Annotated in this window: 24 protein-coding genes and 3 pseudogenes; 12 read left to right on the forward strand and 15 right to left on the reverse strand. The window is 57.4% G+C overall.

Annotated elements, in window-relative coordinates:
• Positions 1-82 precede the first annotated feature (82 nt).
• Positions 83-793, reverse strand: coding sequence for a hypothetical protein (locus FJ145_20920; GenBank protein MBM4263871.1), 711 nt, complete (start codon positions 791-793; stop codon positions 83-85).
• A gap of 163 nt (positions 794-956) precedes the next feature.
• Between FJ145_20920 and FJ145_20925 the strand changes: the two genes are divergently transcribed.
• The 5 genes from FJ145_20925 to FJ145_20945 all read left to right on the forward strand — a co-directional run bounded on the left by FJ145_20925 (position 957) and on the right by FJ145_20945 (position 6,517).
• On the forward strand, positions 957-1,988 hold the full coding sequence (locus FJ145_20925) for a hypothetical protein (GenBank protein MBM4263872.1): 1,032 nt from the start codon (positions 957-959) through the stop codon (positions 1,986-1,988).
• A gap of 46 nt (positions 1,989-2,034) precedes the next feature.
• Positions 2,035-3,054 (forward strand): hypothetical protein, encoded by a 1,020-nt coding sequence (locus tag FJ145_20930; protein MBM4263873.1) that lies wholly within the window; start codon positions 2,035-2,037, stop codon positions 3,052-3,054.
• Positions 3,055-3,076: 22 nt separating this feature from the next.
• Positions 3,077-4,120, forward strand: a complete 1,044-nt coding sequence (locus FJ145_20935) for a hypothetical protein (GenBank protein MBM4263874.1) — start codon at positions 3,077-3,079, stop codon at positions 4,118-4,120.
• A gap of 28 nt (positions 4,121-4,148) precedes the next feature.
• On the forward strand, positions 4,149-5,174 hold the full coding sequence (locus FJ145_20940) for a hypothetical protein (protein ID MBM4263875.1): 1,026 nt from the start codon (positions 4,149-4,151) through the stop codon (positions 5,172-5,174).
• Positions 5,175-5,404: 230 nt separating this feature from the next.
• Entirely contained in the window at positions 5,405-6,517 is a 1,113-nt protein-coding gene (locus FJ145_20945) for a hypothetical protein (protein MBM4263876.1), read from the forward strand.
• Positions 6,518-6,534: 17 nt separating this feature from the next.
• Here FJ145_20945 and FJ145_20950 read toward each other — a convergent pair whose 3' ends face one another.
• The gene (locus FJ145_20950; GenBank protein MBM4263877.1) at positions 6,535-7,797 is read right to left on the reverse strand and encodes an MFS transporter; all 1,263 of its coding nucleotides are present in this window, start codon (positions 7,795-7,797) and stop codon (positions 6,535-6,537) included.
• A 21-nt stretch (positions 7,798-7,818) separates the two neighbouring features.
• Between FJ145_20950 and FJ145_20955 the strand changes: the two genes are divergently transcribed.
• Together FJ145_20955 and mgtE are read left to right on the forward strand one after the other, a co-directional pair.
• Entirely contained in the window at positions 7,819-8,352 is a 534-nt protein-coding gene (locus tag FJ145_20955; GenBank protein MBM4263878.1) for a DUF488 domain-containing protein, read from the forward strand.
• A gap of 179 nt (positions 8,353-8,531) precedes the next feature.
• Entirely contained in the window at positions 8,532-9,845 is a 1,314-nt protein-coding gene (gene mgtE / locus FJ145_20960; GenBank protein ID MBM4263879.1) for a magnesium transporter, read from the forward strand.
• Positions 9,846-9,923: 78 nt separating this feature from the next.
• Here the strand turns inward: mgtE and FJ145_20965 are convergent, their stop codons facing one another.
• From FJ145_20965 to FJ145_21020, 12 genes and pseudogenes are all read right to left on the reverse strand, one after another.
• Positions 9,924-11,564 (reverse strand): AMP-binding protein, encoded by a 1,641-nt coding sequence (locus FJ145_20965; protein MBM4263880.1) that lies wholly within the window; start codon positions 11,562-11,564, stop codon positions 9,924-9,926.
• 80 nt (positions 11,565-11,644) lie between these two features.
• Positions 11,645-12,991 (reverse strand): 3-carboxy-cis,cis-muconate cycloisomerase, encoded by a 1,347-nt coding sequence (pcaB, locus tag FJ145_20970; GenBank protein ID MBM4263881.1) that lies wholly within the window; start codon positions 12,989-12,991, stop codon positions 11,645-11,647.
• 49 nt (positions 12,992-13,040) lie between these two features.
• Positions 13,041-13,613, reverse strand: a complete 573-nt coding sequence (pcaG, locus tag FJ145_20975) for a protocatechuate 3,4-dioxygenase subunit alpha (GenBank protein ID MBM4263882.1) — start codon at positions 13,611-13,613, stop codon at positions 13,041-13,043.
• Positions 13,610-14,326 (reverse strand): protocatechuate 3,4-dioxygenase subunit beta, encoded by a 717-nt coding sequence (gene pcaH, locus FJ145_20980; protein ID MBM4263883.1) that lies wholly within the window; start codon positions 14,324-14,326, stop codon positions 13,610-13,612. Before pcaH ends, pcaG begins: the two co-directional genes overlap by 4 nt.
• 121 nt (positions 14,327-14,447) lie before the next feature.
• Positions 14,448-14,915, reverse strand: coding sequence for a 4-carboxymuconolactone decarboxylase (gene pcaC / locus FJ145_20985; GenBank protein ID MBM4263884.1), 468 nt, complete (start codon positions 14,913-14,915; stop codon positions 14,448-14,450).
• Positions 14,830-15,624 carry a 3-oxoadipate enol-lactonase gene (pcaD, locus tag FJ145_20990; protein MBM4263885.1) on the reverse strand — a complete coding sequence of 265 codons (795 nt, stop codon included), beginning with the start codon at positions 15,622-15,624 and terminating at the stop codon, positions 14,830-14,832. Before pcaD ends, pcaC begins: the two co-directional genes overlap by 86 nt.
• Positions 15,625-15,729: 105 nt before the next feature.
• Positions 15,730-15,990, reverse strand: a pseudogene (locus FJ145_20995) (hypothetical protein).
• On the reverse strand, positions 15,986-16,198 hold the full coding sequence (locus FJ145_21000) for a hypothetical protein (GenBank protein ID MBM4263886.1): 213 nt from the start codon (positions 16,196-16,198) through the stop codon (positions 15,986-15,988). Before FJ145_21000 ends, FJ145_20995 begins: the two are co-directional and overlap by 5 nt.
• Before the next feature lie 72 nt (positions 16,199-16,270).
• On the reverse strand, positions 16,271-16,567 hold the full coding sequence (locus FJ145_21005) for a hypothetical protein (GenBank protein MBM4263887.1): 297 nt from the start codon (positions 16,565-16,567) through the stop codon (positions 16,271-16,273).
• Positions 16,554-16,838 (reverse strand): BrnT family toxin, encoded by a 285-nt coding sequence (locus FJ145_21010; GenBank protein MBM4263888.1) that lies wholly within the window; start codon positions 16,836-16,838, stop codon positions 16,554-16,556. The genes FJ145_21005 and FJ145_21010 overlap by 14 nt, the downstream gene beginning before the upstream one ends.
• Before the next feature lie 48 nt (positions 16,839-16,886).
• Positions 16,887-17,147, reverse strand: a pseudogene (locus FJ145_21015) (site-specific DNA-methyltransferase).
• Positions 17,148-17,478: 331 nt separating this feature from the next.
• A pseudogene (locus FJ145_21020) lies at positions 17,479-18,171 on the reverse strand (DEAD/DEAH box helicase).
• A 31-nt stretch (positions 18,172-18,202) separates the two neighbouring features.
• On the opposite strand from FJ145_21020, the gene FJ145_21025 reads away from it, so the two are divergent.
• Positions 18,203-18,568 carry a hypothetical protein gene (locus FJ145_21025; GenBank protein ID MBM4263889.1) on the forward strand — a complete coding sequence of 122 codons (366 nt, stop codon included), beginning with the start codon at positions 18,203-18,205 and terminating at the stop codon, positions 18,566-18,568.
• Between the two features lie 329 nt (positions 18,569-18,897).
• Entirely contained in the window at positions 18,898-19,308 is a 411-nt protein-coding gene (locus tag FJ145_21030) for a hypothetical protein (GenBank protein ID MBM4263890.1), read from the forward strand.
• 215 nt (positions 19,309-19,523) lie between these two features.
• Here the strand turns inward: FJ145_21030 and FJ145_21035 are convergent, their stop codons facing one another.
• The gene (locus FJ145_21035; protein MBM4263891.1) at positions 19,524-20,108 is read right to left on the reverse strand and encodes a Uma2 family endonuclease; all 585 of its coding nucleotides are present in this window, start codon (positions 20,106-20,108) and stop codon (positions 19,524-19,526) included.
• 138 nt (positions 20,109-20,246) lie between these two features.
• Here FJ145_21035 and FJ145_21040 point away from each other — a divergent pair, with 138 nt between their 5' ends.
• The 3 genes from FJ145_21040 to FJ145_21050 all read left to right on the forward strand — a co-directional run.
• Positions 20,247-21,374, forward strand: a complete 1,128-nt coding sequence (locus tag FJ145_21040) for an amidohydrolase (protein ID MBM4263892.1) — start codon at positions 20,247-20,249, stop codon at positions 21,372-21,374.
• 207 nt (positions 21,375-21,581) lie between these two features.
• On the forward strand, positions 21,582-22,658 hold the full coding sequence (locus FJ145_21045) for a hypothetical protein (GenBank protein MBM4263893.1): 1,077 nt from the start codon (positions 21,582-21,584) through the stop codon (positions 22,656-22,658).
• Positions 22,659-22,819: 161 nt separating this feature from the next.
• Positions 22,820-23,125, forward strand: a 306-nt coding sequence (locus FJ145_21050) for a hypothetical protein (protein ID MBM4263894.1), incomplete at its 3' end; no start/stop codon positions are given.

Genomic DNA, 23,125 nt, shown 5'->3' on the forward strand with positions numbered 1-23,125 from the left:
CACGAAGTTCGGAAAAAAAAGACAGTAATAATTTTCTTTTCCTCCCTTCGCGCTCTTCGTGTCTTCGTGGTGAAAGATTTTTTTAACGCGCTTCGCTCAACAGCCGCCCGTAACCGGGAATCGGCTCTTTCACGCCCATCAAGCGCAGCGCTTCCCAGGTCCACGCCTGCGTGTTGGTCACCACTGGTTTGCCGCTGTCTTTCTCGATGCGCTCAATGACCGAAACCGTGCGCCATTTGTTGCACGGCATGTAGACGCCGTCGACGTCGGGATGTTTCTTCAACAACTCCATCGACAGCTCGTAGCCGGTCTCCGGCGCCAGCTGCCAAATAATGTTGGTGTTGGGGCAGCCCAGGCCGCGAAACGCCACCACTTCGATGCCGTCGTGCTTGAGAAATTTCACTAGGCGCTCGCCCTGATCCTCCGGAAACGGCGAGGCCATGACGACGCGTCTGAGCCCGACTTTCTGACAGGCACGCGTCACCGCGGTGAGCACCGTCGACGACGGCACTTGGGTGATGCCGCTGACTAGCTTGAGAATATCTTTGTCCGACCCAGGGCCTTTGTACGATAGAAACAGCTCGCCCGTGATCATCAAAAAATCCAGCGGCAGCTTGGCCAGCTCGCGCACGTGGTCGAGAAACTTCATCTCCGCGCGCGCGAACTCATCGTCGGTGAATTTGGTAACGGTTAGCTGCCGGCCTTCGATGCGAATATCTTTCGGCAATATTTTGTAAACATCGGTCAGCGTTTCGTCGTTGGTGTTGGGTGAAATTAAACCGATCAGTTTCATGAAAACCTCCCCCTCCGTTCGTCCACCATAGAGCAACGCGCTGGCGTGAATCAAGGAAACCCCAAAACTCGAAGCGCCGAACGCGAAATAGATTCCGATCTATCTTGACTCGCAGGAAGGTTTTCCATAAATTCGCCGAGCTTTCCCCCAAGAGGAGCAGACTATGACCAAGCGCGGCATGATAATGATGATCGCAGTGTTCGGCTTGATGGCGCTGGTCGCCCGCCGGGCCGCCGCACAGGAGAATGTTTATCGCGGCAAAACTCTGCGCATCATCGTCGGCACCTCGGCCGGCGGCGGCTTCGACACCTACACGCGCACGCTGGCGCGCCATTTCGGCAGGCATGTGCCTGGGCAGCCGGCGATTGTCGTCGAGAACATGCCCGGCGCCGGCCATCTGATCGGCGCCAACCACATGTACAAAGTGGCCAAACCCGACGGGCTTACCATCGGCCATTTTCACGGCGGCTGGTTCCTCTATCAACTATTCAAGCGGCCCGGCATCGAGTTCGATGCGACCCAATACGAATTCATCGGCTCGCCGATCCGAGAAAGCCGCGCCTGCGCTTTTACCAAAGCCAGCGGCATTACCAGCGTCGAAAGGTGGCTAGCATCGAAGACGCCGGTGAAAATCGGCGGCATCGGCGGCGGCGCACCCGATGACATAGCGCGCATGTTGGCCGCGACAACCGCGCTGCCAATTCAACTGGTCGCCGGCTACAAAGGCACGGCGGAAATTCGCTTGGCAGCGGAAGCAGGAGAGCTAGCCGGCGGCTGCTGGACCTGGGACTCGATCCGCTCGACCTGGAGCAAAGCGATTCAATCGGGCGAAGCGATCGTTGTCCTGCAAGCCGTTGCGAAACCCCACCCCGAGCTGCCCAACGTGCCGTTGGCGACCAGCCTCGCGAAAAATGACGAAGCGCGCCAACTGATTCAGGCCGGCATTCAGGAGCCGGCGGAATATTATCGGCCCTTCGTCGCGCCGCCGCGCACGCCCAAGCATGTGGTCGAGACTCTGCGCCGCGCCTTTGATAACACGATGAAAGATCCCGAGTTTTTGGCCGACGCGCAGAAAGCCAAGCTTGACATCGAGCCACTTACCGGCAAGGAGATGGAAGCCATGGTCGCCCGACTGTTCAAGTTGAGCCCGGCCATGGCGAGTAAGCTCAACGATGTTTTGAACCCAAAATTATAGTAACGTGATTGAGCAACGTCTAAGGAGCTGAGGAGGAACCTAACCTGTGAGAAACAAAGTGTGCGCATTGCTTTTGTCGGCGTTTTGCTTCGCTGCGACGCAAGCGGCCTACGCCCAAGCCAATTTCTACGAAGGCAAAACCATCCGTTTTGTCGTCGGCTTCACCGCCGGCGGCGGCTATGACCTTTACACCCGCACCCTCGGCCGCCATATCGGCAAGCATATCCCCGGCAACCCGACGATTATCGTCGAAAACATGCCGGGCGCCGGCAGCATGATCTCAGCCAACTACACGTTCAAAGCCGCCAAGCCTGACGGCTTGACCGTCGGCCATTTTATTGGCGGCCTGTTCCTGCAGCAGATCCTTGGCAAGCCTGGCATCGAGTTCGACGCCAGCCGTTTCGAGTACATGGGCGTGCCCGGGCAAGACAACTTCATCATCGGCGTGCACAAATCCATCGGCATCACCGACGCAGAGAAATGGCTGGCGTCCAAACAGGTAGTCAAGTTTGGCGGCGTCGCCAGCGGCTCGGGCAGCGACGACGTGCCGAACATTCTCAAAGCCACCATCGGTTTGCCGCTCCAGCTCGTCTCCGGCTACAAAGGCACCGCCGACGTGCGCCTGGCTTTTAACAGCGGCGAGGTCGCCGGCCTGAGCAACTCCTGGGAATCGACCAAGTCGACCTGGCGCAAGGAACTGGATAGCGGCGAGCTGGTGCCGCTGCTGCAAGCGACCATCAAGCCACACCCGGAATTGACCAAGCTGCCCATGGCGCTTAGTTTCGCCAAAACCGACGAAGCCAAAAAACTGATCACCACAGTTGCCCGCGTGCACGGCCCGAGCGTACGGCCCTACGCCCTGCCGCCGCGCACACCGAAAGATCGCGTCGCGATCCTACGCAAGGCGTTCATGGACACGATGAAAGATCCGGATTTCTTGGCTGAGGCGAAGAAAGCCAATCTCGATATCAATCCCGAAGATGGCGCGACGTTGGAAAACAACGTGAAAGAAATCCTCAAGCTTGAGCCGTCACTGGTGGCCAAGCTAAAAGAAGTATTAAAGTGATGGTCTTCCCGCGGACCTGCCAATGGCCGCGGCTTTGGAGGGCACTTTGATGAACGCTCGGCTGCTAGTCTTGGTTGCGATCCTGCTCGGCGTCGCGCCCGCCGCGGTCCATGCCCAGGCGCCGTTCTACGCCGGAAAAAACATCCGCATCATCGTCGGGCTCTCCGCCGGTGGCGGCTACGATCTCTACACGCGCACCATCGCCCGCCACATGGGCAAACATATTCCCGGCAACCCGAGCCTGACGGTCGAGAATATGACCGGCGCCGGCAGTCTGATCGCAACGAACCACCTCTACAAAGTTGCCCGCCCTGACGGGCTCACGATGGGCAACTTCCTGGGAGGTTTGTTTCTCCAACAGTTGCTGCGCAGATCCGGCATCGAGTTCGATTCGCAGCAGTTCGAGCATATCGGCGTGCCGGGGCAAGACAACTTCATGGTTGGCGTGGCCAAGTCCACCGGTATCACCGATGTCGAGAAATGGGTCGCTTCCAAGCAGGTGCTGAAATTCGGCGGCACCGCCGTCGGTGCCGGCTCCGATGACTTAGCGCTGATGTTGAGACATGCGCTCGGCCTGCCGCTGCAGCTCGTGAACGGCTACAAAGGCACGGCGGACATCCGCTTGGCATTCAACAGCGGCGAACTCACGGGTCTGGTCAACTCCTGGGAATCGACCAAATCTACCTGGCGCAGGGAATTTGACAGCGGTGAGAAGAGACTTATCCTCCAGGTCACGTTGACGCCCCATCCCGAGCTTGGCAAAACGCCAATGGCGTTGAACATGGTGAAATCTGACGAAGACAAAAAACTCTTGTCGGTGGTGATTCGCGCCCATGGCGCTACGGTGCGGCCCTACGTACTGCCTCCTAAAACGCCCAAGGACCGCGTGCAGATTCTGCGCAAGGCGTTCACGGACACCATGAGAGACGCCGACTTTCTTGCCGATGCGAAAAGGGCCAACTTAGACGTCAATCCGACGGACGGCGCAGAGCTGGAGCAAAACGTCAGAGAGATTTCCAAGCTTGAGCCCGCGTTGGTGGCGAAGCTGAAGGACATTCTTAAATAGTCATGAAGCAGAAGACAGAGGCGCAAGTATGGGGTTGATCCATCCAATCGGCTTGCTCGTTTTGGCGCTGGGGTTGTTTGTCAAGTTCGTTCAGGCCGCTGAGCCGGCAAACTTTTACCAGGGGAAAACTGTCCGCATCGTCGTCGGCCTCGCCGCCGGCGGCGGCTACGATCTCTATGCGCGCACCCTGGCGCGCCATCTCGGCAAACATATTCCCGGCAACCCTGCCGTAGTCGTCGAGAACATGACCGGTGCCGGCTCGATCATCGCCGCGAACCATCTCTACAAGATCGCCAAGCCGGACGGCCTCACCATCGGCCATTACCTGGGCGGCATCGCCCTACAGCAGTTGCTCGGTAAATCGGGCATCGAATTCGACGCGCTGAAATTTCGCTACATCGGCGTGCCAGCGCAAGATAGTTTTATCATCGGCGTGCATAAATCCACCGGCATCACCGACGTGAATAACTGGATTGCCTCCAAGCAAATGGTCAAGTTCGGCGGCATCGGCCCCGGCGCCGGCAGCGACGACATCCCCAAGATACTCGCCGCCACGATCAATCTGCCGGCGCAAGTCGTCGCCGGCTACAAAGGCACCGCGGAAACCCGCTTGGCCTTTAACAACGGCGAGGTTCAGGCCACCAGCAACGCATGGGAGTCGACCAAATCGACCTGGCGCAACGAACTGGAATCGGGATTGATCAAGATCGTGCTCCAAGCGACGCTCAAGTCTCATCCCGAGTTGAAACAAATTCCAGTCGCCTACGACCTGGCAAAAACCGAAGAGGCTAAACAACTTCTAGCCACGGTGTTGCGCGCCAATAGTCCCACGGTACGACCATTCATGGCGCCGCCAGGAACGCCCGACGCTCGCGTGCAAATCCTACGCAAAGCTTTCATGGATACTTGGAAAGACCCGGAGCTCGTCGCCGAAGCAAAGAAGGCAAACTTGGACATCAACCCCGACGATGGTGCCGGCCTAGAAAACAACATCAAAGAAATGTTCAAGCTTGACAAAACGCAGATCGCCAAGCTGAAAGAGATCCTCAAGTAAGTTTTCGGTCACGAAAAAGCCCATCTCGACACGAAGCTGACGAACGACATGAACTACGGAGAGCCTCTTCTCCGCTCTAACCTTCGTGGCCTTCGTGGTGATCAGCTCCCGTCTGAACTTTTTGTTCTTTGCGCTTTGCGCGAGGTAATCCGAAGTCTGAACTGCTTCCTCTGCACGATCTGCTTGGCTTGGCAGCGATTTTTTAATAAGCAATACTCTGGAGGAAAATCATGGCCGACTATTTTGTCATCGACGCCGACTCACACGTCGAAGAACCCGAAGAAGCTTGGGATTATCTACAACCAAAATACAAAGAGCGCCGTCCGTTCCCGATCCAGGTGCCCAACCGGCCGGTCCTGGCCAACTTGAACGCCTTCTGGTGGATCGATGGAGTCGTCCATCCGAAGATCTCCGGCAACAACCACACGGTCTTTGGCACGCCGCCGGTTTCCTATCACGCCACCCACAAGAAATTTTCCATCGGCAGCCAGACCCTGCTCGACGCCAGCGCCAGGCTAAAAGACATGGACGCCGCCGGCGTCGACATTCAAGTGAATTTTCCCACGGTGTTTCTCGAAGAGCTGAGCGAAGACATCGAATTCGAAGCCGACCTGATGCGCAGCTATAACAGCTGGATTCATAACGCCTGCAAGACCGATCCGAAGCGGTTGAAATGGGGCGCGATCATGCCGCTGCGCAACGTGCCGGCCGCCGTGGAAGAACTGCGGCGTTGCCGCGACCTGGGTGCGGTGACTGCGACCATCTACGGCACAGTGGGCGAGAAAATGCTCGACCTGCCGGAGTTCAATCCATTTTTCGCCGAAGCAGAAAAGCTAAATTTCCCCGTCAGCGCCCACACCGGCTGGAGCCATCCCGGCCTGCGCGCCAGCGGCACGACGATCATGGCGGCGCACACGGTGACCTTCACTCTGCCGCTCTTGCTCGGCTTCTACGGGGTGGTCGCCGGCGGCGTGCTCGACCGTTTTCCGAAGTTGAGGATCTCGTTCCTGGAAGCCGGCGCCGACTGGCTGCCCTACCTGCTGCAGCGCATGGATCACTATTATCATTCCGAGAAAGCGATCAACCGCCCCGGCCTGCCCAACCGCGCCCCGACGGAGTATTTGAAGGATTGCGAAATCTATTTTACCTGCGAAGGCGACGAAAAGCTCCTGCCGGAAGATTTGAAGTGGTGTGGCGACGACAAGATGATGATCTCCGGCGACATGCCCCACGCCGAAGCGCGCGACAACTCGATCACCGAGATCAAAGAGCGCAACGACCTCAGCGAGGCGCAGAAGCGAAAGATTCTCGGCGAGAATGCCAAGAAGTTCTTCGGACTGTAATAGGAACGGGCTTCTCGCTACGTCAGCGTCTCACTCGTCACCGCCATCTCTTGTCTAACCGAATCTTGCCGGCGCACTGCCGGCAAGATCCAGAAACTTGCCAGCCCTAAAGCCAGGCAACCGACACCGCAAATAAGATACAGCAAATCGGTGCCGCCATGGTCGACGAGCCAACCTGAGGTCGCGTTGGAAGCGATGCCGGCGATGCCGGCGCTGACCATCGAGAGCACGCCTTGCGCGGTCGACCGCAGCTTTTCCGGCGCGACGACGTCGAGATAGAGCGGGCTGCCGAGGTTGAGCCCGACGACGGTAATGCCGTGCAGCGCCTGGACGGCGAATAACAGCACTGGGTCGTGAACCAGCGCGCATAACAGCCAACGCGCCCCGCCCACTAAAACACCGACAGTGAGCATGCCGCGCGCACCGAGCCGCTTGATGCCGCTGCCGGTGAGCAAAACCAACGGGATCTCGATTGTCAGCATCAAGATCCACATGCTGCGAATAGTCTCGACGTCGCCGCCGCGCGATCGGACAAAGAGTGGAAACAGCCACATCGGCCCATGCATGAGAAAATTAGCCACCAGAGAAAAGAACAAGAAGCGCAGGAACGCGCGGTTGTGCAACAGCTCGCGCCAATCGCCGCGCGCCGCGCGCATGGCCACCGCGCCCTTGCTTGGCAGGAACCAGGCGATTACGGCGGAAACAAATACCAACGCTGCGGTGACAGGGAACATGAGCTCTAGCCCGGGCTGAGCAAGCTGCGTCGGCGCGGCCGAACCCGGCGCGCCATAGTGTTTGAGTATCCACGGAAAGATCAGCACCAATGCGAAGAAACCGATGGTGCCCCAGACCCGCACATGACCGAAGGCGTGCCGTCCCGCACTGCGTAGAATCGCCAAGCTAACCGAAGTCATCAGAGGAAAAACTGCCGTGCCGACCAACGCCAGCGCGACCATCGCGATCACAATGGATGAAAAGCCGCGCGCTACGCCGAGCCAGAGATAGCCAAACGCTGTGCCCAGTGTGAGAAGCGCGAGTGTCCGCCCGCGCGCGCCGGTGCGGTCGGCAATTTGCCCCCAGAGGGGCTGAGCGATCATGCCGATTAGCGGCGAGATCGCCAGCACGATGCCCACCTGCGAGCCGGTCAGACCGGCGTTCTCACGCAGGTACAAACTGAACAATGGATAGAAAATCCCCAGCGAGCCAAAATAAGTAAACCAGAAAAGAGTCAGCGGTATCGAACGCCACATTGCGAAGATGATAACATCCAATTGCGCCATCTACGACGGCGAATTGGAAAGATGAGCTGCGATTTAGCAAAAACGATCCATACGATCGGACATTCAACGCGAACGATCGATGATTTTCTCGCCTTGCTCGATGCCCACAGGGTTGAGTTGTTAATCGACGTGCGCCGCTGGCCGATGTCGCGGCGTCATCCCCACTTTAATCGCGAAGCTTTGGCCGCAGCACTCAACGCCCAGCGCATCGACTACCTCTGGCGCCAAGACCTCGGCGGCTTTCGCAAGCCGGCACCGAATTCACCCAACACGGCGTGGCGCGTGGCGACGTTTCGGGCCTACGCCGATTTTATGTTGACGGAGGATTTTGCCCGGATTGCCGAAGAGATTGAAACTTTGGCCGGCAAACAACGGATCGCTCTCATGTGCGCTGAAGCCGTGCCCTGGCAATGTCACCGCCAACTGCTCGCAGACGCGTTTCTCGTGCGCCCATGGAACGTTCGCCATATCATGGACAACGGCTGTCACCCGCACAAACTGCCGCCCTACGCACAACCGGAAGAGAAACGAATCTACTACCGGGGCTTGTTGTGACCGGCGTGTAGGGACAGATCGCGACCGGTCCCTACTTCTCTTCGGCGAGCCGCAAACGATAACCAATATCGCTCTCGGTCTTTAGCGGCTTTCGTTGCTTCTTTGTCAACTCGACTACGACCTCTTTGATTGCGAGATGGTCGCGATATGCTAGCAATGAGATCAATTCGCAGTGTTTTATGGCACAGACTAATTTCACCGCCGCCGAACTCTACGAAGCCTGGCCCGTGCTCTCCCGCTCTGAGCGGGTCGAGGGTTTCGAGTTCTTGCAACGCCACGATGCTGAGTCCTTTTTCCAGCAATTGAGCGCCCGAGATCGCGCCAAATTAGTGTTGGACGTCCCTTCCAGTGAACAACGTCTGTGGATGCGATTCCTTGCCCCGGACGATGCGGTCGACGTTATTCAAGAAGCACCGGCGCAAGATCGCGCTAATCTGCTAACTCTGCTCGATGACGCGACACAGCGAGAAGTCAAAGGACTCCTGGACTACGCCGAGGACGATGCCGGCGGCTTGATGAACACCCGCTACTCTCGGCTCCGTCCCGACATGACCGTCGGTGAAGCGATCAGCTACCTGCGCCGTGACGCACAGAAGCGCGCGCGCACAACCTACTACGCCTATGTCGTCGATAACCAAGAACGCCTGCTCGGCGTCATTACATTTCGCGACTTGATCGTCGCGCCGGCCGACAAACTCATCGGCGAAGTCATGCGCACTGAGGTTATCTCAGCCCGCGAAGACATGGACCAGGAAGCGTTGAGCAAGTTGTTCATGCGCCACCACTTGCTGATGATTCCCGTCGTCGACAACGCTGGCCGCATCAAAGGCATTGTCAGCGTCGACGACATCATCGACGTCGTTCAAGAAGAAGCCACGGAAGACATTCATAAGATTGGCGGCGCCGAGTCACTGGAAGAACCCTACTTGCAGGTTTCGTTGGGCAAAATGATCCACAAACGGGCCGGCTGGCTGGCGGCGCTCTTCCTGGGTGAGATGCTCACGGCCACTGCGATGGGATACTTTGAGGCGGAAATCGCGCGCGCGGTGATTCTCGCCCTCTTTGTGCCATTGATCATCAGCAGCGGCGGCAACTCGGGATCGCAAGCAACGACGTTGGTCATCCGCGCCATGGCTTTGAGCGAAGTACGGCTGCGCGATTGGTGGCGTGTGATCCGGCGGGAGTTTGCCGCGGGTCTCTCCCTCGGGCTGATTCTGGCAGCTATCGGATTAGTGCGAATCCTACTGTGGCAGCTGCTGTTCAACGCATACGGCGAGCACTATTTTTTGGTCGCACTCACGGTCAGCTTGAGCCTGGTCGGGGTCGTGCTGTGGGGCTCCTTAATCGGCTCGATTTTGCCGTTTATCTTGCGCTCGTTGGGCTTCGACCCGGCAAGCGCGTCGGCGCCATTTGTCGCCACGCTGGTGGACGTCACCGGTCTGGTGATTTACTTTACCGTGGCTGCGGCGATCCTGCGGGGCACGCTGTTGTAGCGAGGCATTGTAGTGAACTCGGAGCCCTTCGACTGGCTCAGGGCGAACGGAACCATTTGCGCCGAGCCGGAGCGCAAGTCAGCGCCCGGCGCCCGCCAGCCGGTCAAATACTTGGCCACCGCCTTGCTTGCTCTCGTCGCGCAAAAGATTTTTCTGCACCTTGGAGCTGGGGGTCTTGGGCAACTCGGCGCGGTACTCGATGTAGCGCGGCACTTTAAAGGCCGCCAGATGGGGTTTGCAGAAGTTCCAAATATCATCCGCCGGCACCTGCTCCGGTGTCGCCTCTGACTTGAGCACGATGTAAGCCTTCACCTCTTCGCCGCGGATTTGGTCCGGCACGGCGATCACCGCCGATTCGGCCACCTGCGGATGCGAATTGAGCACGCGCTCGACTTCTTCGGAAGAGATATTCTCATCGCCGCGCCGCACCATGTCTTTGACGCGATCGACGAAATAGAGATAACCATCGCTGTCGACGTAACCCAGATCGCCGGTGTAAAGCCAGCCGTCTTTGAGCGCCTTCGCTGTCGCCTCGGGATTCTTGAAATAGCCTTTCATGATGACCGGGCTTTGTTTGACGATCTCGCCCGGCTTTCCCGCTGGCATATCGTTGCCAGCTTCATCGACGATGCGAATCCGGTGCAGCTCCGGCGCCAGCGGCACACCGCAGCTGCCGATTTTTTCTTTGGCCATGTTCTTCGGGCCGATGACGCTGAGCAGATCTTCGGTCAAGCTGTAGGACGGCACGGCGGTCAAATCGAAGCGCTGCTCGAAGCGCTCGTGCATCTCCGGCGAGAGCAGCGCCACAACCAAGCGCAGGGTATTTTCGTGGTCGCTGGGCTTCTCCGCCAGCGCCAGAAGAATTTGCGGGATCGTCCGCATCAAGCTCGAGGTCGTGATGCCAAATTCTTTGACCTCATCCCAAAAGCGCGACGCGCTAAACTTTTCCGTCAGCACGATAGTGCCCCCCACCGACAACATGCCGATGCACATGTGGCAGAGCGCGTTGACGTGAAACAGGGGCAGCAGGCAAAGCACACGATCGTTTTCGTTCCACCCGAGCCCTTCGGCGCGCATGCGCGGCGAAAACGCATAAGCATATTGCGACAACATCACACCTTTGGGACGATCCGTCGTTCCAGACGTGTAAGTGATGGAAGCCAGCTCTTCTGCATCGATTGCCACCTGCGGCGCGGCATCGCTCATTCCAGATAAAAGCGAAGTCCATGATTGCGCGCCGTTATGTTGATCCACGCCAGTGACGAGCACTTGCTTAACCGCGCCGAGGCGCTGGCGAATTGACGTGATCAGCGGAAACAGCTCCGGCGAAGTCAGCACCACGGATGCTTCCGAATGATTCAAGACATATTCCGCCTCTTCGGCGGTGTACTGCGGATTGAGCGGCACGAAAACCGCGCCGATCTTTGTCAGGGCAAAAACGGTGAAGAGAAACTCGGCACAGTTGGGCAACACCAGCGCGACGCGGTCGGACTTTTTCACGCCGAGGCGCAGAAAGCCGTTGGCGACACGATTGACCTCACGCTCGAATGCACCGTAGCTCCAGCGTCGGTGAGCGAAGATCAACGCCAATTTGTCCGGATGTTTGGCGGCGCGCCCGCGCAGCAGTTCGGCCAGCGTGGCCGGTGTCGAGTGTTTCATAGTCACATGAGCGAATTGATAAACCGCTAAAAGTATTTCGGAGTCCTTCGACAGGCTCATGCCGAACCGATCGAGAGCCAATTACCTAAACAAAACCGGTCATGCTCAGCTCGTCAAAGCATGTTCTCTGTTTTGGCTCCCTAGTGCTTGGGCGCCTGGCGCAGCACGGCATCGATGATCTTGGCGGTCTCGCCAAGGTAATGCTCCGGTTTGGAGAGATGCTCCCAGTCCACCGCTCCATCGATCGGCGTGCCTTTGGTCCTTTCCTTCAATACTTCGATCAGTGAGCGCTCTTCTGAAACCGCCGTGGCGCACGCCTCTTTTACCAATTCTTCGGCTTTGTCGCGTTCGATCTTCTTCGCCAACGCGAAGACCGCGGCCTCAGCCAACACGACGTCGAAAGCGCGATGAATATTATCGCGCATCATCGCTTTGTCGACCTGAAGGTTCTGCGCCAAATAAGCGGCGTGCCTCATGGCGCCGCCGGTCAGCATCATCATCTGCGGCAGCGTCAGCCATTCCACTTGCCAGCCATGCGTCGCCCGTTCATGTTCGTGAATCTGTCCTTGATGCATGGCCGATAGCAACGCCGCGTTGGTGCGCGCCGCTGCGATAATCAGCTCACTCGCGATCGGGTTACTCTTCTGCGGCATCGTGCTGCTGCCGCCGCGACCGGCTTCGCCCGATTCCATGACCTCGGCGACTTCGGTCTGGCTCATCAAAATAACATCCTGCGCCATTTTGCCCAGGCTGCCGGTCACTAGACTGAGCCAACCGGCAAACTCGACGAAGTTATCCCGTTGCGCGTGCCAGGGCACGACCGATGGGCCCAGCTTTAGCTCGTCGGCAAGCGCGTGCATGACCATCAATCCCTTTTCTTCCAGCGCCGCGAGCGTCCCGGCCGCCCCGCCGAACTGCACGACAAACAACCGCGCGATCAACTGTTGCAAGCGTTGGCGGTGGCGAATGATCGGCTCCAGCCAATTGGCAACTTTTAAGCCAAGTGTGATCGGCAAAGCCTGCTGGCTGTGGGTGCGCCCGGCCATGACGGTCAAGCGATGCTTATCGCTGGCTTCGCTCAAGAGCCCTTCGAGAGCGTCGAAGCGCCCGCGCAAGACGTTGACCACCGCGCGCATTTGCAGCACGCACGCCGTGTCCATGATATCCTGCGTTGTTGCTCCCCAATGAACGTAAGGCGCTGCTTTGGTGCCAGCCTGTTTTTTTATCTCCTGCACCAGCGCGATGATCGGAAACCCAGATCGCAGCGCGCCTCGACTGAGCGCGGCGATATCGATTGCGTCGGCACTCGCCTTGGCGACCTGCTGAGCGATTTCATGCGGGATCACCGTTGCCTTGGCTTGCGCCCGCGCCAGAGCGATCTCCACGTCAACCAGCGCGCGCACGTACGCCTGGTCGGTCAAGCATTTGTTGATCTCTTCGTCGGCAAACAGCGGGCCGAAAATCGTGGAATCAAGCGCGGTGGTCATGAGCGATTGGCGTCTCGAGTCTAGCGTCTAGGTTTATTAAGTCGCCGGACTACATATCGAAAAATGCCGTTTCGTTTTCTCCTTGCAGCCGGATGTCGAAGCGATAGACCGCTTTGCCATCGCGCTCGCTCCGAGTCGCCATCAGCGTCGCGCGGCGCGCTTTGTTCTTGATCGAGTTCAGCACCGGATCGCTTTGATTTGCAGGCTCGTCGCTAAAATAAATCCGCGTGAAAGCGTGCACCAGCATGCCACGAGCGAAAACGCACGCGTTGACATGCGGCGCCTGCACCGCGCCATCATGGCCCGGCACCGGACCCGGCTTGATCGTCTCGAAGCTGTAAAATCGATTCGCATCGGTGCCGGAGCGACCCCAACCGGTGAACGTCGGATCGAGCGGCTTTTCTTGCTTATCGTCGGGATGATTGTAACGACCAAAGGAGTTGGCCTGCCAAATTTCTACCATGACGTCTGGTATGACGACACCATCACCGTCAAACACCTGCCCTTCGATGCGAATGCGCTGCCCCTGAGCCGCATCGGTCACCATGTTGTTCATTGGTGTGCGCGTCAGCCCGATGGCATAGAACGGCCCGACGGTTTGTGAAGGTGTTTCTTTGCTCATCGGGCCGGTCCTTCGAAGGGTGTGGATTTGCGCCCGCGCAGCACGATGTCGAAGCGATACCCAAGGGCGAATTCCGGCTCGGTGACATCGTGCGCATAGCTCGCCATCAGCCGCTCGCGCCCAGCCTTGGTTGGTACGGAATTGAAAATCGGATCGAGCGAAATCAATGGATCACCCGGAAAGAAAAACTGCGTCACCAAGCGGGTCACGAATGCGGGACCGAACAGCGACAAGTGAATATGTGCCGGACGCCAAGCGTTGGCATGATTGAGCCACGGGTAGGCGCCCGGCCTGATCGTCAGATAGCGGTACTCCCCTTTCCCATTGGTCACACAGCGCCCCGCGCCATTGAAGTTAGGATCGAGCGGCGCATTGTGCTGGTCGACGGGATGGTGATAGCGGCCGGCCGCGTTGGCCTGCCAGATTTCGATCAGCGTATTGGGCACCGGTTTGTCGTTTTCGTCCAACACGCGGCCAACCACGATGATCCGTTCCCCCATCGCCTCCTTGCCGGTATCGACATTGCGGGTGAGATCGTTTTCGCCAGGTTGCAGCTTGATGTCGCCAAACAAAGGCCCGGTGATTTCAGAGAGTGTCTGCCTGAGCGGCACCAATTTCTTCAACGGCCCGCGTTTCACCGACGAGCCGTATGCAGCAAAACTATAGGGCGGATGCGACCGCCAATCGCGCAGGTTGTAGGTCGGAATGTCCATGCGGTATGAATCCTTGCTCACCGCGAAGACACGAAGAGCACGAAGACAAGAAAATAAAAATTTCTGAATACCTACTTCTCCGAACTTCGTGTCCTTCGTGCCTTCGTGGTGAAAGTTTTTCCTATTTCTTGTTCTCGCTTTCCATCTCTTTGTAAGTCCGTTTCGCCACCGCAAACGCCGAGTTCGCCGCCGGCGCGCCGGCATAGACCGCGACTTGCAGCAGCACTTCTTTCACTTCTTCCTTGGTCACGCCGGTGTTGCGCGTGGCGCGAATGTGCGCGCCCAGCTCTTCGAGTTTGCCCAGCGACGCGAGCATGGCGATAGTAATCATCGAGCGGATATTCTTTCCCAACCCGGGCCGCGTCCAGACCGCGCCCCAGGCGTGCTCGGCGACGTGGCGCTGCCAATCGGCATCGAATTCAGTCTTATTCGCCTCGGCACGTGCGACGTATTCTTCGCCCAGCACCGCTTTGCGCACCGCCATGCCTTTATCGAATAGTTCGTCAGCCAATGTGCACCTCGCGGAGAAATGTCTTGATCTGCTCAGCCATGAATTCCGGCTGCTCCACCGAGCTGATATGCGCGGCATTGGGAATGAGCGACAACTTCGCGTGCGGAATAATCCCCGCTAACGAGCGCGCCATATCCGGCGGCGTGGCGATATCTTTATCGCCGCACAGCACCAAGGTGGGCTGGCGAATTGTCGCCGAAGATTGAATCAAATCACCATCGCGCAGGGCGCAGCAGACACCGATGTAGCCTTCGGGATTGGTCCGCGCCACCATATTAGCGTAGCCGCACACCTGATCGGCGTGGCGTTGGCGATAGTCCTGCGTAAACCAGCGCGTCATCGACACATCGACCAGCGCGCCCAAGCCCTGCTGCTTTACCAGATCGATACGCTCTTGCCAGCTCGCCACCGTGCCGATGCGCGCGCCGGTATCACAAAGAATCAGCGCCCGCGCTCGCTCCGGATAATTTACCGCAAACTGCTGCGCGATGACGCCGCCGACGGACAACCCACAGATCACCGCCGACTGAATCTGCAGCGCATCGAGCAAACCAGCCACATCCCGAGCTAAGTCCGCCGCGCTGTACGGTGGCGCCGGAGCTTCGGTCAAACCATGGCCGCGCGTGTCATAGCGAATCAAGTAGAAATCATCGGCGAGCAACGGCACCAGCGGATCCCACATGCGCAGATCGCTGCCCAATGAATTGGAAAAGACGATGGCCGGCTTGCGCTTATCGCCTTCGATCGAATAGTGATGAACGCAGACGCCGATTCGAATAAAAGCCATGACCAGAAAACTATCTGAGGGCTTAGAGCGATGTCAACTTAGGCGGACGTCGATGCTTCAAATCACCTCCCTTTGAACGGTCGTCGCCCGAATTGCGCGGCTCGCTTATTCATGCCCGAACCGCGCCACCAAAACGGCCAAGGTCATGTTATCCGCGATCGTATCATGCGGAATCAGCACGTATTTCCACGGCTTGCCCCCGCAGGTCCCCGAATGTGCGCTTGCGTGCTCGCACCATTTTACGGCGGCGTCTTTCTTGGCGATGACCTCCGGGTCTTCGAGGTCGCTTCGTCTCTTGGGCTCCAGCATATAGATCGCGTTCTTCGTTTCAGCAACGAAGTCTGGTTGGTACTCTTGGGGATCAGCATGCGAGTGCGAAACAGAGCGACGGAAACTCGCGCTCGAAGTCGGTCACTGTCGCAAACTCGCTGCGAATCGTTGCCAGCGCCGCCGCCACATCCGCGCCTTTTTTCCGCGGCACGATTTCGGTCACCCGGTCGAGAATTCCCAGCGAGCGGCGCTGCGGCGGCCGCAAGCTCAGCCGGCCAGCAATGGCGTTGACGTGATGGTTCATCGACGCGTGCCGCGAATCAGGGAGATTTCGAACGCGATGCGTTCGAATTTGACCATGCCCAGACCGTTTGGGCTAGACATTCTTCGCACTGAGCCTCGTTGACGATTTAGAGCGCCTCTCTTTGATCTTCTGCTCTAGCCACGTCCTAACGAGTCTATCGGAACGAACTCCGTGTTTGCGCGCCTCCAGCTCGATCTGGTCCGAGAGAGTCTTCGATACCGGATAATAAGTAGCTTCGGGCTCGGCGACGACCTCAAATTCGACTTTCCTTGTCTTCGCCCAAACGTCGCTTAAGTCGTGCTTGTCCCAGTACTCACCGATCTCCGCATACGATCGTCCCTTTGAGATAGAGCTCTTACTTTTTTTCATATCTTCTCCTTTCGCTCGCCGTCATGTCACGAGCCGACACGATAAGCGCCTGCCCAGTTTTCTTGCGAACGAAAAACACAATCAAATAACGCCCTGCGTCCGTTTGTCCCAACGCCGAATAAACGTTCTCACCTTGCCGCTGCCCCCTTTCAACAAATCTAAAGTGCGCTGAATTGCGCAACACTTCTCTTACCTCGTCCTGCGCAACTCGGTGCTTAACGATGAGCTTTTCGACGATTGCCGGAAGCCATATGATACCGGAAATCTTCAAGCACCAGCTCCAATCGTCACGCTACTAAATTCCATCGCAGAACGCTGTTTAGTCTTGCTCGCCCGAGAGCAAATCCATCTGCCCCTTCGGCGGCGGGGCCTTCGGCAGGTTCTCCACCTTCAGGCTATAGTCGTCCTTGCCCCACTCGCAGCGCGACAGCACCGCCTTGGGAATCTTCTATACCGTAAGATTGCCGTAGCCGTCCTTGCGACCGCGGAACGCGCTGCACACCACCGGCAGCGAGCGCCCGCTGCCGACTTCGTCGCTCGGCTGCTGGAGGTGATCCTGAGTTAGATTGGCGTTAGTGACGCAGTTAATTCCTCTTAACTTTTACCGTCCCGGTTACGTTCGCCGCTGTCTGGATCAAACCCTTATAATCAGGTCCTACTAAATCGAACTATGACGAATCAAGGTACGTTATCCGGCCATTTTTGTCGCAAATTCAGAAACCAAATAGACACGACATCCGAACGCCGAAGGGTTTCGTACTGTGGAAATTATTCAAACCAAATTTGCGTTACTCTACTGGAATCAGGCGCGATCTGGCAAGGGGATTTGGAGCGACACATACGGACTTTGCGGTGGATCGTCAGAAGCTGTTCGGCGCGGTCGACCGAACAAAGAGAGAGGACTAAAGAGTCAAGTTGGCGTACTGCTCGCGAAAACTCTTGAGATCGCCGAAGGCATGCTCATCGATAATACTCGCCAACCCGAACAATTCGAGCAGCGAATTTTGCAGGGGCGTGGCGGTGAGCAAGAGCTTATGGCGTTCCTGGAGGGCCTTCTTGAGTATATTGGCGATAACGCTGTTGGGCTTGTAAACGTTGCGCAGCCGGTGCGCTTCGTCGATGACCACCAAGTCCCACGGCGTGTTGGCGACATCGGCCGCCTTGCTTCTGGCGAAATGATAAGAACAAATGACAATGGAATCGGCCACTTCGAAGGGACGAAAATTGCCTTGCTTAATGGCCAGATTGTACGACTTGGCTTCTAGGATGACGCAGGGCAAGAAAAACTTCTCAGTTAGCTCCTGGTGCCACTGCTTGCGCAAATTGGACGGCACAATAACCAAAATCCGCCGCTTACGCTCAGCCCACCGCTGCGCCAATACCAGACCCGCCTCGATGGTCTTGCCCAAGCCAACCTCATCAGCGAGCAGTGCGCCTTTTGACAGCGGCGAGTTAAAAGCAAACAGCGCAGCGTCAACCTGATGCGGATTCAAATCCACCTGCGCGCTGGCAACCGCACCCGCGAGCTTCTCCATGCTGTCCGAAGGGCACCGCCTGGTCAGCTCATAGGCAAAATATTTGGCGTGATAGGGGGTTAGGTCCAATAACGTACCGGAACGAAGCTGGATATCTATTGTGAGAGGAATTTCCTACTCAAAGGCGAATCCCAACGCGGCATCTGAAAATTCCGGTCAATACCCGCATAATTGTAATAACAATCCAAAGCAGAATTCAACAAAAACTTGGGTGAGCGAAAGCCCACTACAAGCGGTCTCCGCTAAGACGCGGCATCACCTCCGCGGCCCATTTGCGCATCACATCGTAGTAGTTCTTCGGCGGCAAGGTCAGCAAGAAATTGCCAATGCCACGCCGGACCAATTCGCCGATGCGGCCGGCACACTCTTCTGGCGTCCCAGCGATGGAAAAGCGCTGCCGGCCAATGAAAAACGAATTGTCATGCCTTCCGAAACGTATCTGACCGTTTGGAGAAAAGTCAACTAAAGAAGGCTAGCGTAAGGAGTTAGGAGACTTCGATGCTTCTTACTGTTTACTCCTCACTGGATTTTCCTTTGACTTCCGCCAAGCACCAGCCGTAGAATCCAGCAGAATTCGTCACGGAGGTTAAAATGGCTGAGCCACTAGTCTTGGAAGTTTTCTCCGACTTTGTCTGACCCTGGTGCTACCTCGTCACCGGGCGTGTCGAGAAACTAAAAAAAGAATACGGTTTAGGAATTAAGCTTACTAACTTCCCGCTTCATCCGGAGACACCGGAAGAAGGCAGCCAGCGCGGGCCGGAAATCGTCGCGCGCAACAGCCGCATGAAGGTGAACATGGACGGCGAAGGCTTGCCGTATAACGCCGAGCGCAACATGTCCTACAACAGCCGCCTGGCACAGGAGCTGGCGACCTGGGCCGGCACCAAAGGTAAAGCAGAAGAAGTCGCCAACGCGCTGTTTCGCGCCTACTTCGTCGACGTGAAAAACATCGGCAAAGTCGAAGTGCTGACCGACATCGCCGAGCGCAACGACCTGCCCAAAGACGAAGCGACCGACGTTTTGCTCAGCCGCAAGTACCGGGAAACCGTCGACGACGACTGGCGCCGCTGCGCCGCCATCGGCGTCAACGCCGTGCCAACGTTTCTCGCCGGCAAGTATCTGATGGTCGGCGCGCAGCCCTATGAAGAGTTGAAACGGCTGATCGAGCATGTGCTGAAAGAACCCGCGCAACAGGCTCGATCATAGGATTCTCCCGAAAAACCTGAAGAATGCTTCGCCAAGCTCAGCATGAACGGATTGTGCTTCAGCAATTTCAACGTTGTTTCCGTTCGTCCCTTCGGCAAGCTCGGGGCGGGCTCTGAGCTCGTCGAAGGACTCCGAACAGGTCACTGGCCTAGCACCAATTTCGAAGGGCGGGCGCTACCGGGCGTTGACTGCCGCGTGAGGGGACGGTTGCCGAGCTAAGCAGCGCCGGGAACAAACTCAGTTCTAAGATAAATTTCAGCGATCGGAATGCTCACATCCACAGACGTGAGGTGAACGGTTTCGTGAAGTGAATTGCTTTCCCAGAAGCGCCAGGCATTGTCTGTCTGCTTGGAGAATACTTCGACGTGCACTCTTGCCTGGTCACTGATGAGGTACTCACGAAAACTTGAAATGCCGCGATACTGTTCAAATTTTTCGCCGCGATCGTAACTGCTCGTGGAATCCGAGAGCACCTCGACAATAACATCGGGATTGAGCAGGGTGTCAAATTGATTGTCAAGAAATTGCGGCTCGCCACAAACAACCACCATATCTGGATAGGTATAACGGTATTCTCGCTCCACACAGAGTCGAAGATCGCCGGTGAAAACATCACACGGGCGCCCCCTTAACTGGTTGCCAATCGCCAAGACCAGATTAGTCACTATCCTATTATGGGTAACCGAAGCGCCTGTCATCGCAAATATTTCACCAAAGGCGTACTCATGCTTCTCGCTCGATGCGCGCTCCATCGCGAGGTATTCGGCTGCGCTGTAAAGGGTGGTGGGCTGCTTTGCCATTCTTGTCTCGACGCCCACCAGGATAACATGTTTCCTGGCGGCAATGACAGGCTCCGTTGAGCGCTTGACATACGCCCACGCTTGGCGTGAGAATCCGCCCAATTGAGCATTCGCCACAGCGAAAGGACCCAACCCAGCATGTATAACATGATCTCTGCTGACGACCATATCGACTTGGGCTATTTACCGCGCGATTTGTGGACTGAGCGCATGCCGGCCGCACTGCGCGAGCGCGCGCCGCATGTCGAAGATCGCGGCGAAAAGGGTGAATATTGGGTGTGCGACGGCGACAGCTGGGGCGAACATCGCGGTGAGCGCTGGTTTGCCCGTTCCAATCGCACTTGGTTAGCCCTCGACCGCGGCGGCGTCGGCGAACCTTATCGTTCGACCAATACCGGAAAACGGCTCACCGACATGGACCGCGACGGCGTCGATGCTTCGCTGCTCTTCCCACCGATCATCGCCATGCAAGTGGGCGACGCGGAGTTGCGCAACGCCACCGTGCGGGCGTACAACGACTGGGCTTACGACTTCGGCAAAAGCGCTCCCACACGCTTCTTTCCGGTGGCGATGCTGTCCACGGTGGACGCGCAATCGGCCGCCGATGAAGTCACCCGGGTTGCGAAGATGGGTTTCAAAGAAGCCAACTTTCTCGTCAACGATGTTACCTTGGAAATGAGCCTCAAAGCTTGGGACGTCTTCTGGGACGCGGCCGAAGCCGCCGGCATCGTGGTCTCCTATCACGCCGGCGGCAGCGTGCAGACCGGCACCGTGCGCCGCATCATCGACTCGACCAAGCCGGGCGAGCATGAAGGCGTGTTCGACATGGGCCTGACCAACGGCGCGACATCGTTCTTCAATCCGTTCGTTAACATGATCAACTTCGGCACGCTCGAGCGCCATCCGAAATTGAAATTCTGCCTCGCCGAATCGGCCATCGGCTGGATTCCGTTTGTCGTGCAGGAAATGGACTACCGCTACAAACGCCAGTTCGAGCGCCGCAAGACCACTGAGCTGCCGCTGAAACATATGCCGAGCGAAATCTTCAAGCGCCAAGTCTGGGCGACGTTCCAGACGGATTTTGTCGGCCTGCACCTGACGCATTTCTTCGGCGACGGCCATATCATGTGGGGCTCGGACTATCCGCACCCCGACAGCACCTGGCCATATTCGCACGACATCGTGACCAAGGACTCGAACCATCTGCCGGCCGATGTGAAGAAGAAAATTTATTACGACAACGCCAAAGCGTTGTACGGACTGTAAGAAATTGGGATTCACCACGAAGGCGCAGAGTACACAGAGGCCGGAGAAGACTAACCACGAAACACACCAAATGCACGAAAATAGGATTCGGATCTCTTTTGTCTCGCGACTTTCGTGTGTTTCGTGGTTTACTCCGATCCCAACTTTGTGCCCTCGGTGCCTCTGTGGTGAGTCTTCTTAACCCGAAACCAGACGGAGGTTAATACCATGAGCGTTGAACCCAAAGGCGCAGTGCATTGGATCGATCATTACGTCGTCGGCACTAACGATTTGCCGGGTTGGAGCTACTGGGCGCTGCATGCGACCGGCCTGCCGATCCGGCCGATCAACGGGCTCACCACCAACATGCGCAAGAAAAGCACGCCGATTTTTTGCTTCATGTGGTGGGATGACGAGTCCTGTCGCATCGGCGCGTTCTTGCAGCCGGAGAACTATCCCAAAGCGAAAGAGCTCGGCAAAGACATGCCGCGCTGCGGTTTTTACGTGCGGCCGCAGGACATCGACTTTCATTTGAAGCGGCTCGATCAGCACAGCATTCCGCACACCGATCCGCTCAAGACCGCCGCGGAGGGCGAAGAGGGCACGGTGGTGTGTTTTGCCGATCCCGATGGCAACCAATATGAATTTTGGGCGCCCGAGAAAATGCCCGAAGGCGCCATGGAAACCATCTCACCCGAAAGAGTCGGCCGCATTAGCCACTGTGTCTACGGCTCGCGCGACCTGGCGCGCACCGCCGGGTTCTTCGAAAAATATTGCGGCATGGAAACCGAACGCAGCGCCAAAACCGCCGAAGGCACGCTGGTGCTGCGCATGCGCGCTGGCGCGCGGCTCGTCTACAAGTTAGTCAAAGAACTCGACGAACGTGTGGCCGGCCACAGCCCGTGGTGGGACATGCACACCGCGTTCACGGTGCGCGACGAAGAATTTTTTCCCAACTACCGGCGCATGTGGGAAGGACTGCCGGAGGAAGCGGGCGCGAAAGAACACTTAAACGACTCGCGCGATAAAGAAGACAACTTCCCGGCGCGCACCGGCCTGCACCGCAGCCCCGTTGGCTACCGCTGGAAAGAAATCTATCAGCGCGGCGACGAGTTTTACGATTGGGACGGCCACGCCTTCCATTTCATCGGCGGTATGCCGAAAAAAGCCGACGGCTCACTCGCGCTCTACACGCCGAAAGAACAAGACGAGTACCTGCGTGAACTAGCCGAGTCCCTGAAAAAGAACAGCGGCGTCAGCAACGACGACTGGCGTGGCAGTAAGACAGAACATCAACCAAAATAACCGACCGGGCTCGATCGACCTGCCTCAAGAAGCGACTGGCATCGCGCGCCGCTTCTTAAGCGCACTCCAGTTTGTTGGTCTCCGTCTCTTTCCGCAGAGCTGCGGCCGGACATTGACACCGGCGCGCTCCGCATAGTACAGCTGGAGCTGCGAGGTGATTTATGGCGAAAAACGGATTCAAGATCATCGACAGCGACATGCATGTGATGGAGCCGCCCGACCTCTGGCCCAAGTACATCGATAAAAAATTCAAACACCGCGCGCCCACGGGGATCACGAGCAAAAATGTCCGAGACCTGCGCCTGGCCCACCCCGACGGCACCGAGTGGTCGCGCAAGTTGACGCCGCAAAACGACACGGCCCGCGGCAAAAATTTCGAAGACAAGCAAATCGTATTTGGCGACGATGCCAAGCGCGGCTGGACCAACGAAGTCCAACTCGAAGCGATGGATATCGAAGGCATCGAC

The sequence above is a fragment of the Deltaproteobacteria bacterium genome (assembly GCA_016874755.1).
Classification (GTDB): domain Bacteria; phylum Desulfobacterota; class Binatia; order UBA9968; family UBA9968; genus DP-20.

Bases quoted from the DNA above. Each gene is read 5' to 3' on its own strand.
- pcaD (MBM4263885.1), bottom strand. From the start codon at position 15,624: ATGGCTTTTATTCGAATCGGCGTCTGCGTTCATCACTATTCGATCGAA.
- FJ145_21030 (MBM4263890.1), top strand. From the start codon at position 18,898: ATGGACGGCGAAGGCTTGCCGTATAACGCCGAGCGCAACATGTCCTAC.
- FJ145_21005 (MBM4263887.1), bottom strand. From the start codon at position 16,567: ATGAAAAAAAGTAAGAGCTCTATCTCAAAGGGACGATCGTATGCGGAG.
- FJ145_20925 (MBM4263872.1), top strand. From the start codon at position 957: ATGACCAAGCGCGGCATGATAATGATGATCGCAGTGTTCGGCTTGATG.
- FJ145_21040 (MBM4263892.1), top strand. From the start codon at position 20,247: ATGTATAACATGATCTCTGCTGACGACCATATCGACTTGGGCTATTTA.
- FJ145_20940 (MBM4263875.1), top strand. From the start codon at position 4,149: ATGGGGTTGATCCATCCAATCGGCTTGCTCGTTTTGGCGCTGGGGTTG.
- FJ145_21000 (MBM4263886.1), bottom strand. From the start codon at position 16,198: ATGAACCATCACGTCAACGCCATTGCTGGCCGGCTGAGCTTGCGGCCG.
- pcaH (MBM4263883.1), bottom strand. From the start codon at position 14,326: ATGGACATTCCGACCTACAACCTGCGCGATTGGCGGTCGCATCCGCCC.
- FJ145_20935 (MBM4263874.1), top strand. From the start codon at position 3,077: ATGGCCGCGGCTTTGGAGGGCACTTTGATGAACGCTCGGCTGCTAGTC.
- pcaG (MBM4263882.1), bottom strand. From the start codon at position 13,613: ATGAGCAAAGAAACACCTTCACAAACCGTCGGGCCGTTCTATGCCATC.
- pcaB (MBM4263881.1), bottom strand. From the start codon at position 12,991: ATGACCACCGCGCTTGATTCCACGATTTTCGGCCCGCTGTTTGCCGAC.
- FJ145_20945 (MBM4263876.1), top strand. From the start codon at position 5,405: ATGGCCGACTATTTTGTCATCGACGCCGACTCACACGTCGAAGAACCC.
- FJ145_20965 (MBM4263880.1), bottom strand. From the start codon at position 11,564: ATGAGCCTGTCGAAGGACTCCGAAATACTTTTAGCGGTTTATCAATTC.
- FJ145_21035 (MBM4263891.1), bottom strand. From the start codon at position 20,108: ATGGCAAAGCAGCCCACCACCCTTTACAGCGCAGCCGAATACCTCGCG.
- FJ145_20950 (MBM4263877.1), bottom strand. From the start codon at position 7,797: ATGGCGCAATTGGATGTTATCATCTTCGCAATGTGGCGTTCGATACCG.
- pcaC (MBM4263884.1), bottom strand. From the start codon at position 14,915: ATGCCGCGCATATCAGCTCGGTGGAGCAGCCGGAATTCATGGCTGAGC.
- FJ145_20955 (MBM4263878.1), top strand. From the start codon at position 7,819: ATGAGCTGCGATTTAGCAAAAACGATCCATACGATCGGACATTCAACG.
- FJ145_21045 (MBM4263893.1), top strand. From the start codon at position 21,582: ATGAGCGTTGAACCCAAAGGCGCAGTGCATTGGATCGATCATTACGTC.
- FJ145_20920 (MBM4263871.1), bottom strand. From the start codon at position 793: ATGAAACTGATCGGTTTAATTTCACCCAACACCAACGACGAAACGCTG.
- mgtE (MBM4263879.1), top strand. From the start codon at position 8,532: ATGGCACAGACTAATTTCACCGCCGCCGAACTCTACGAAGCCTGGCCC.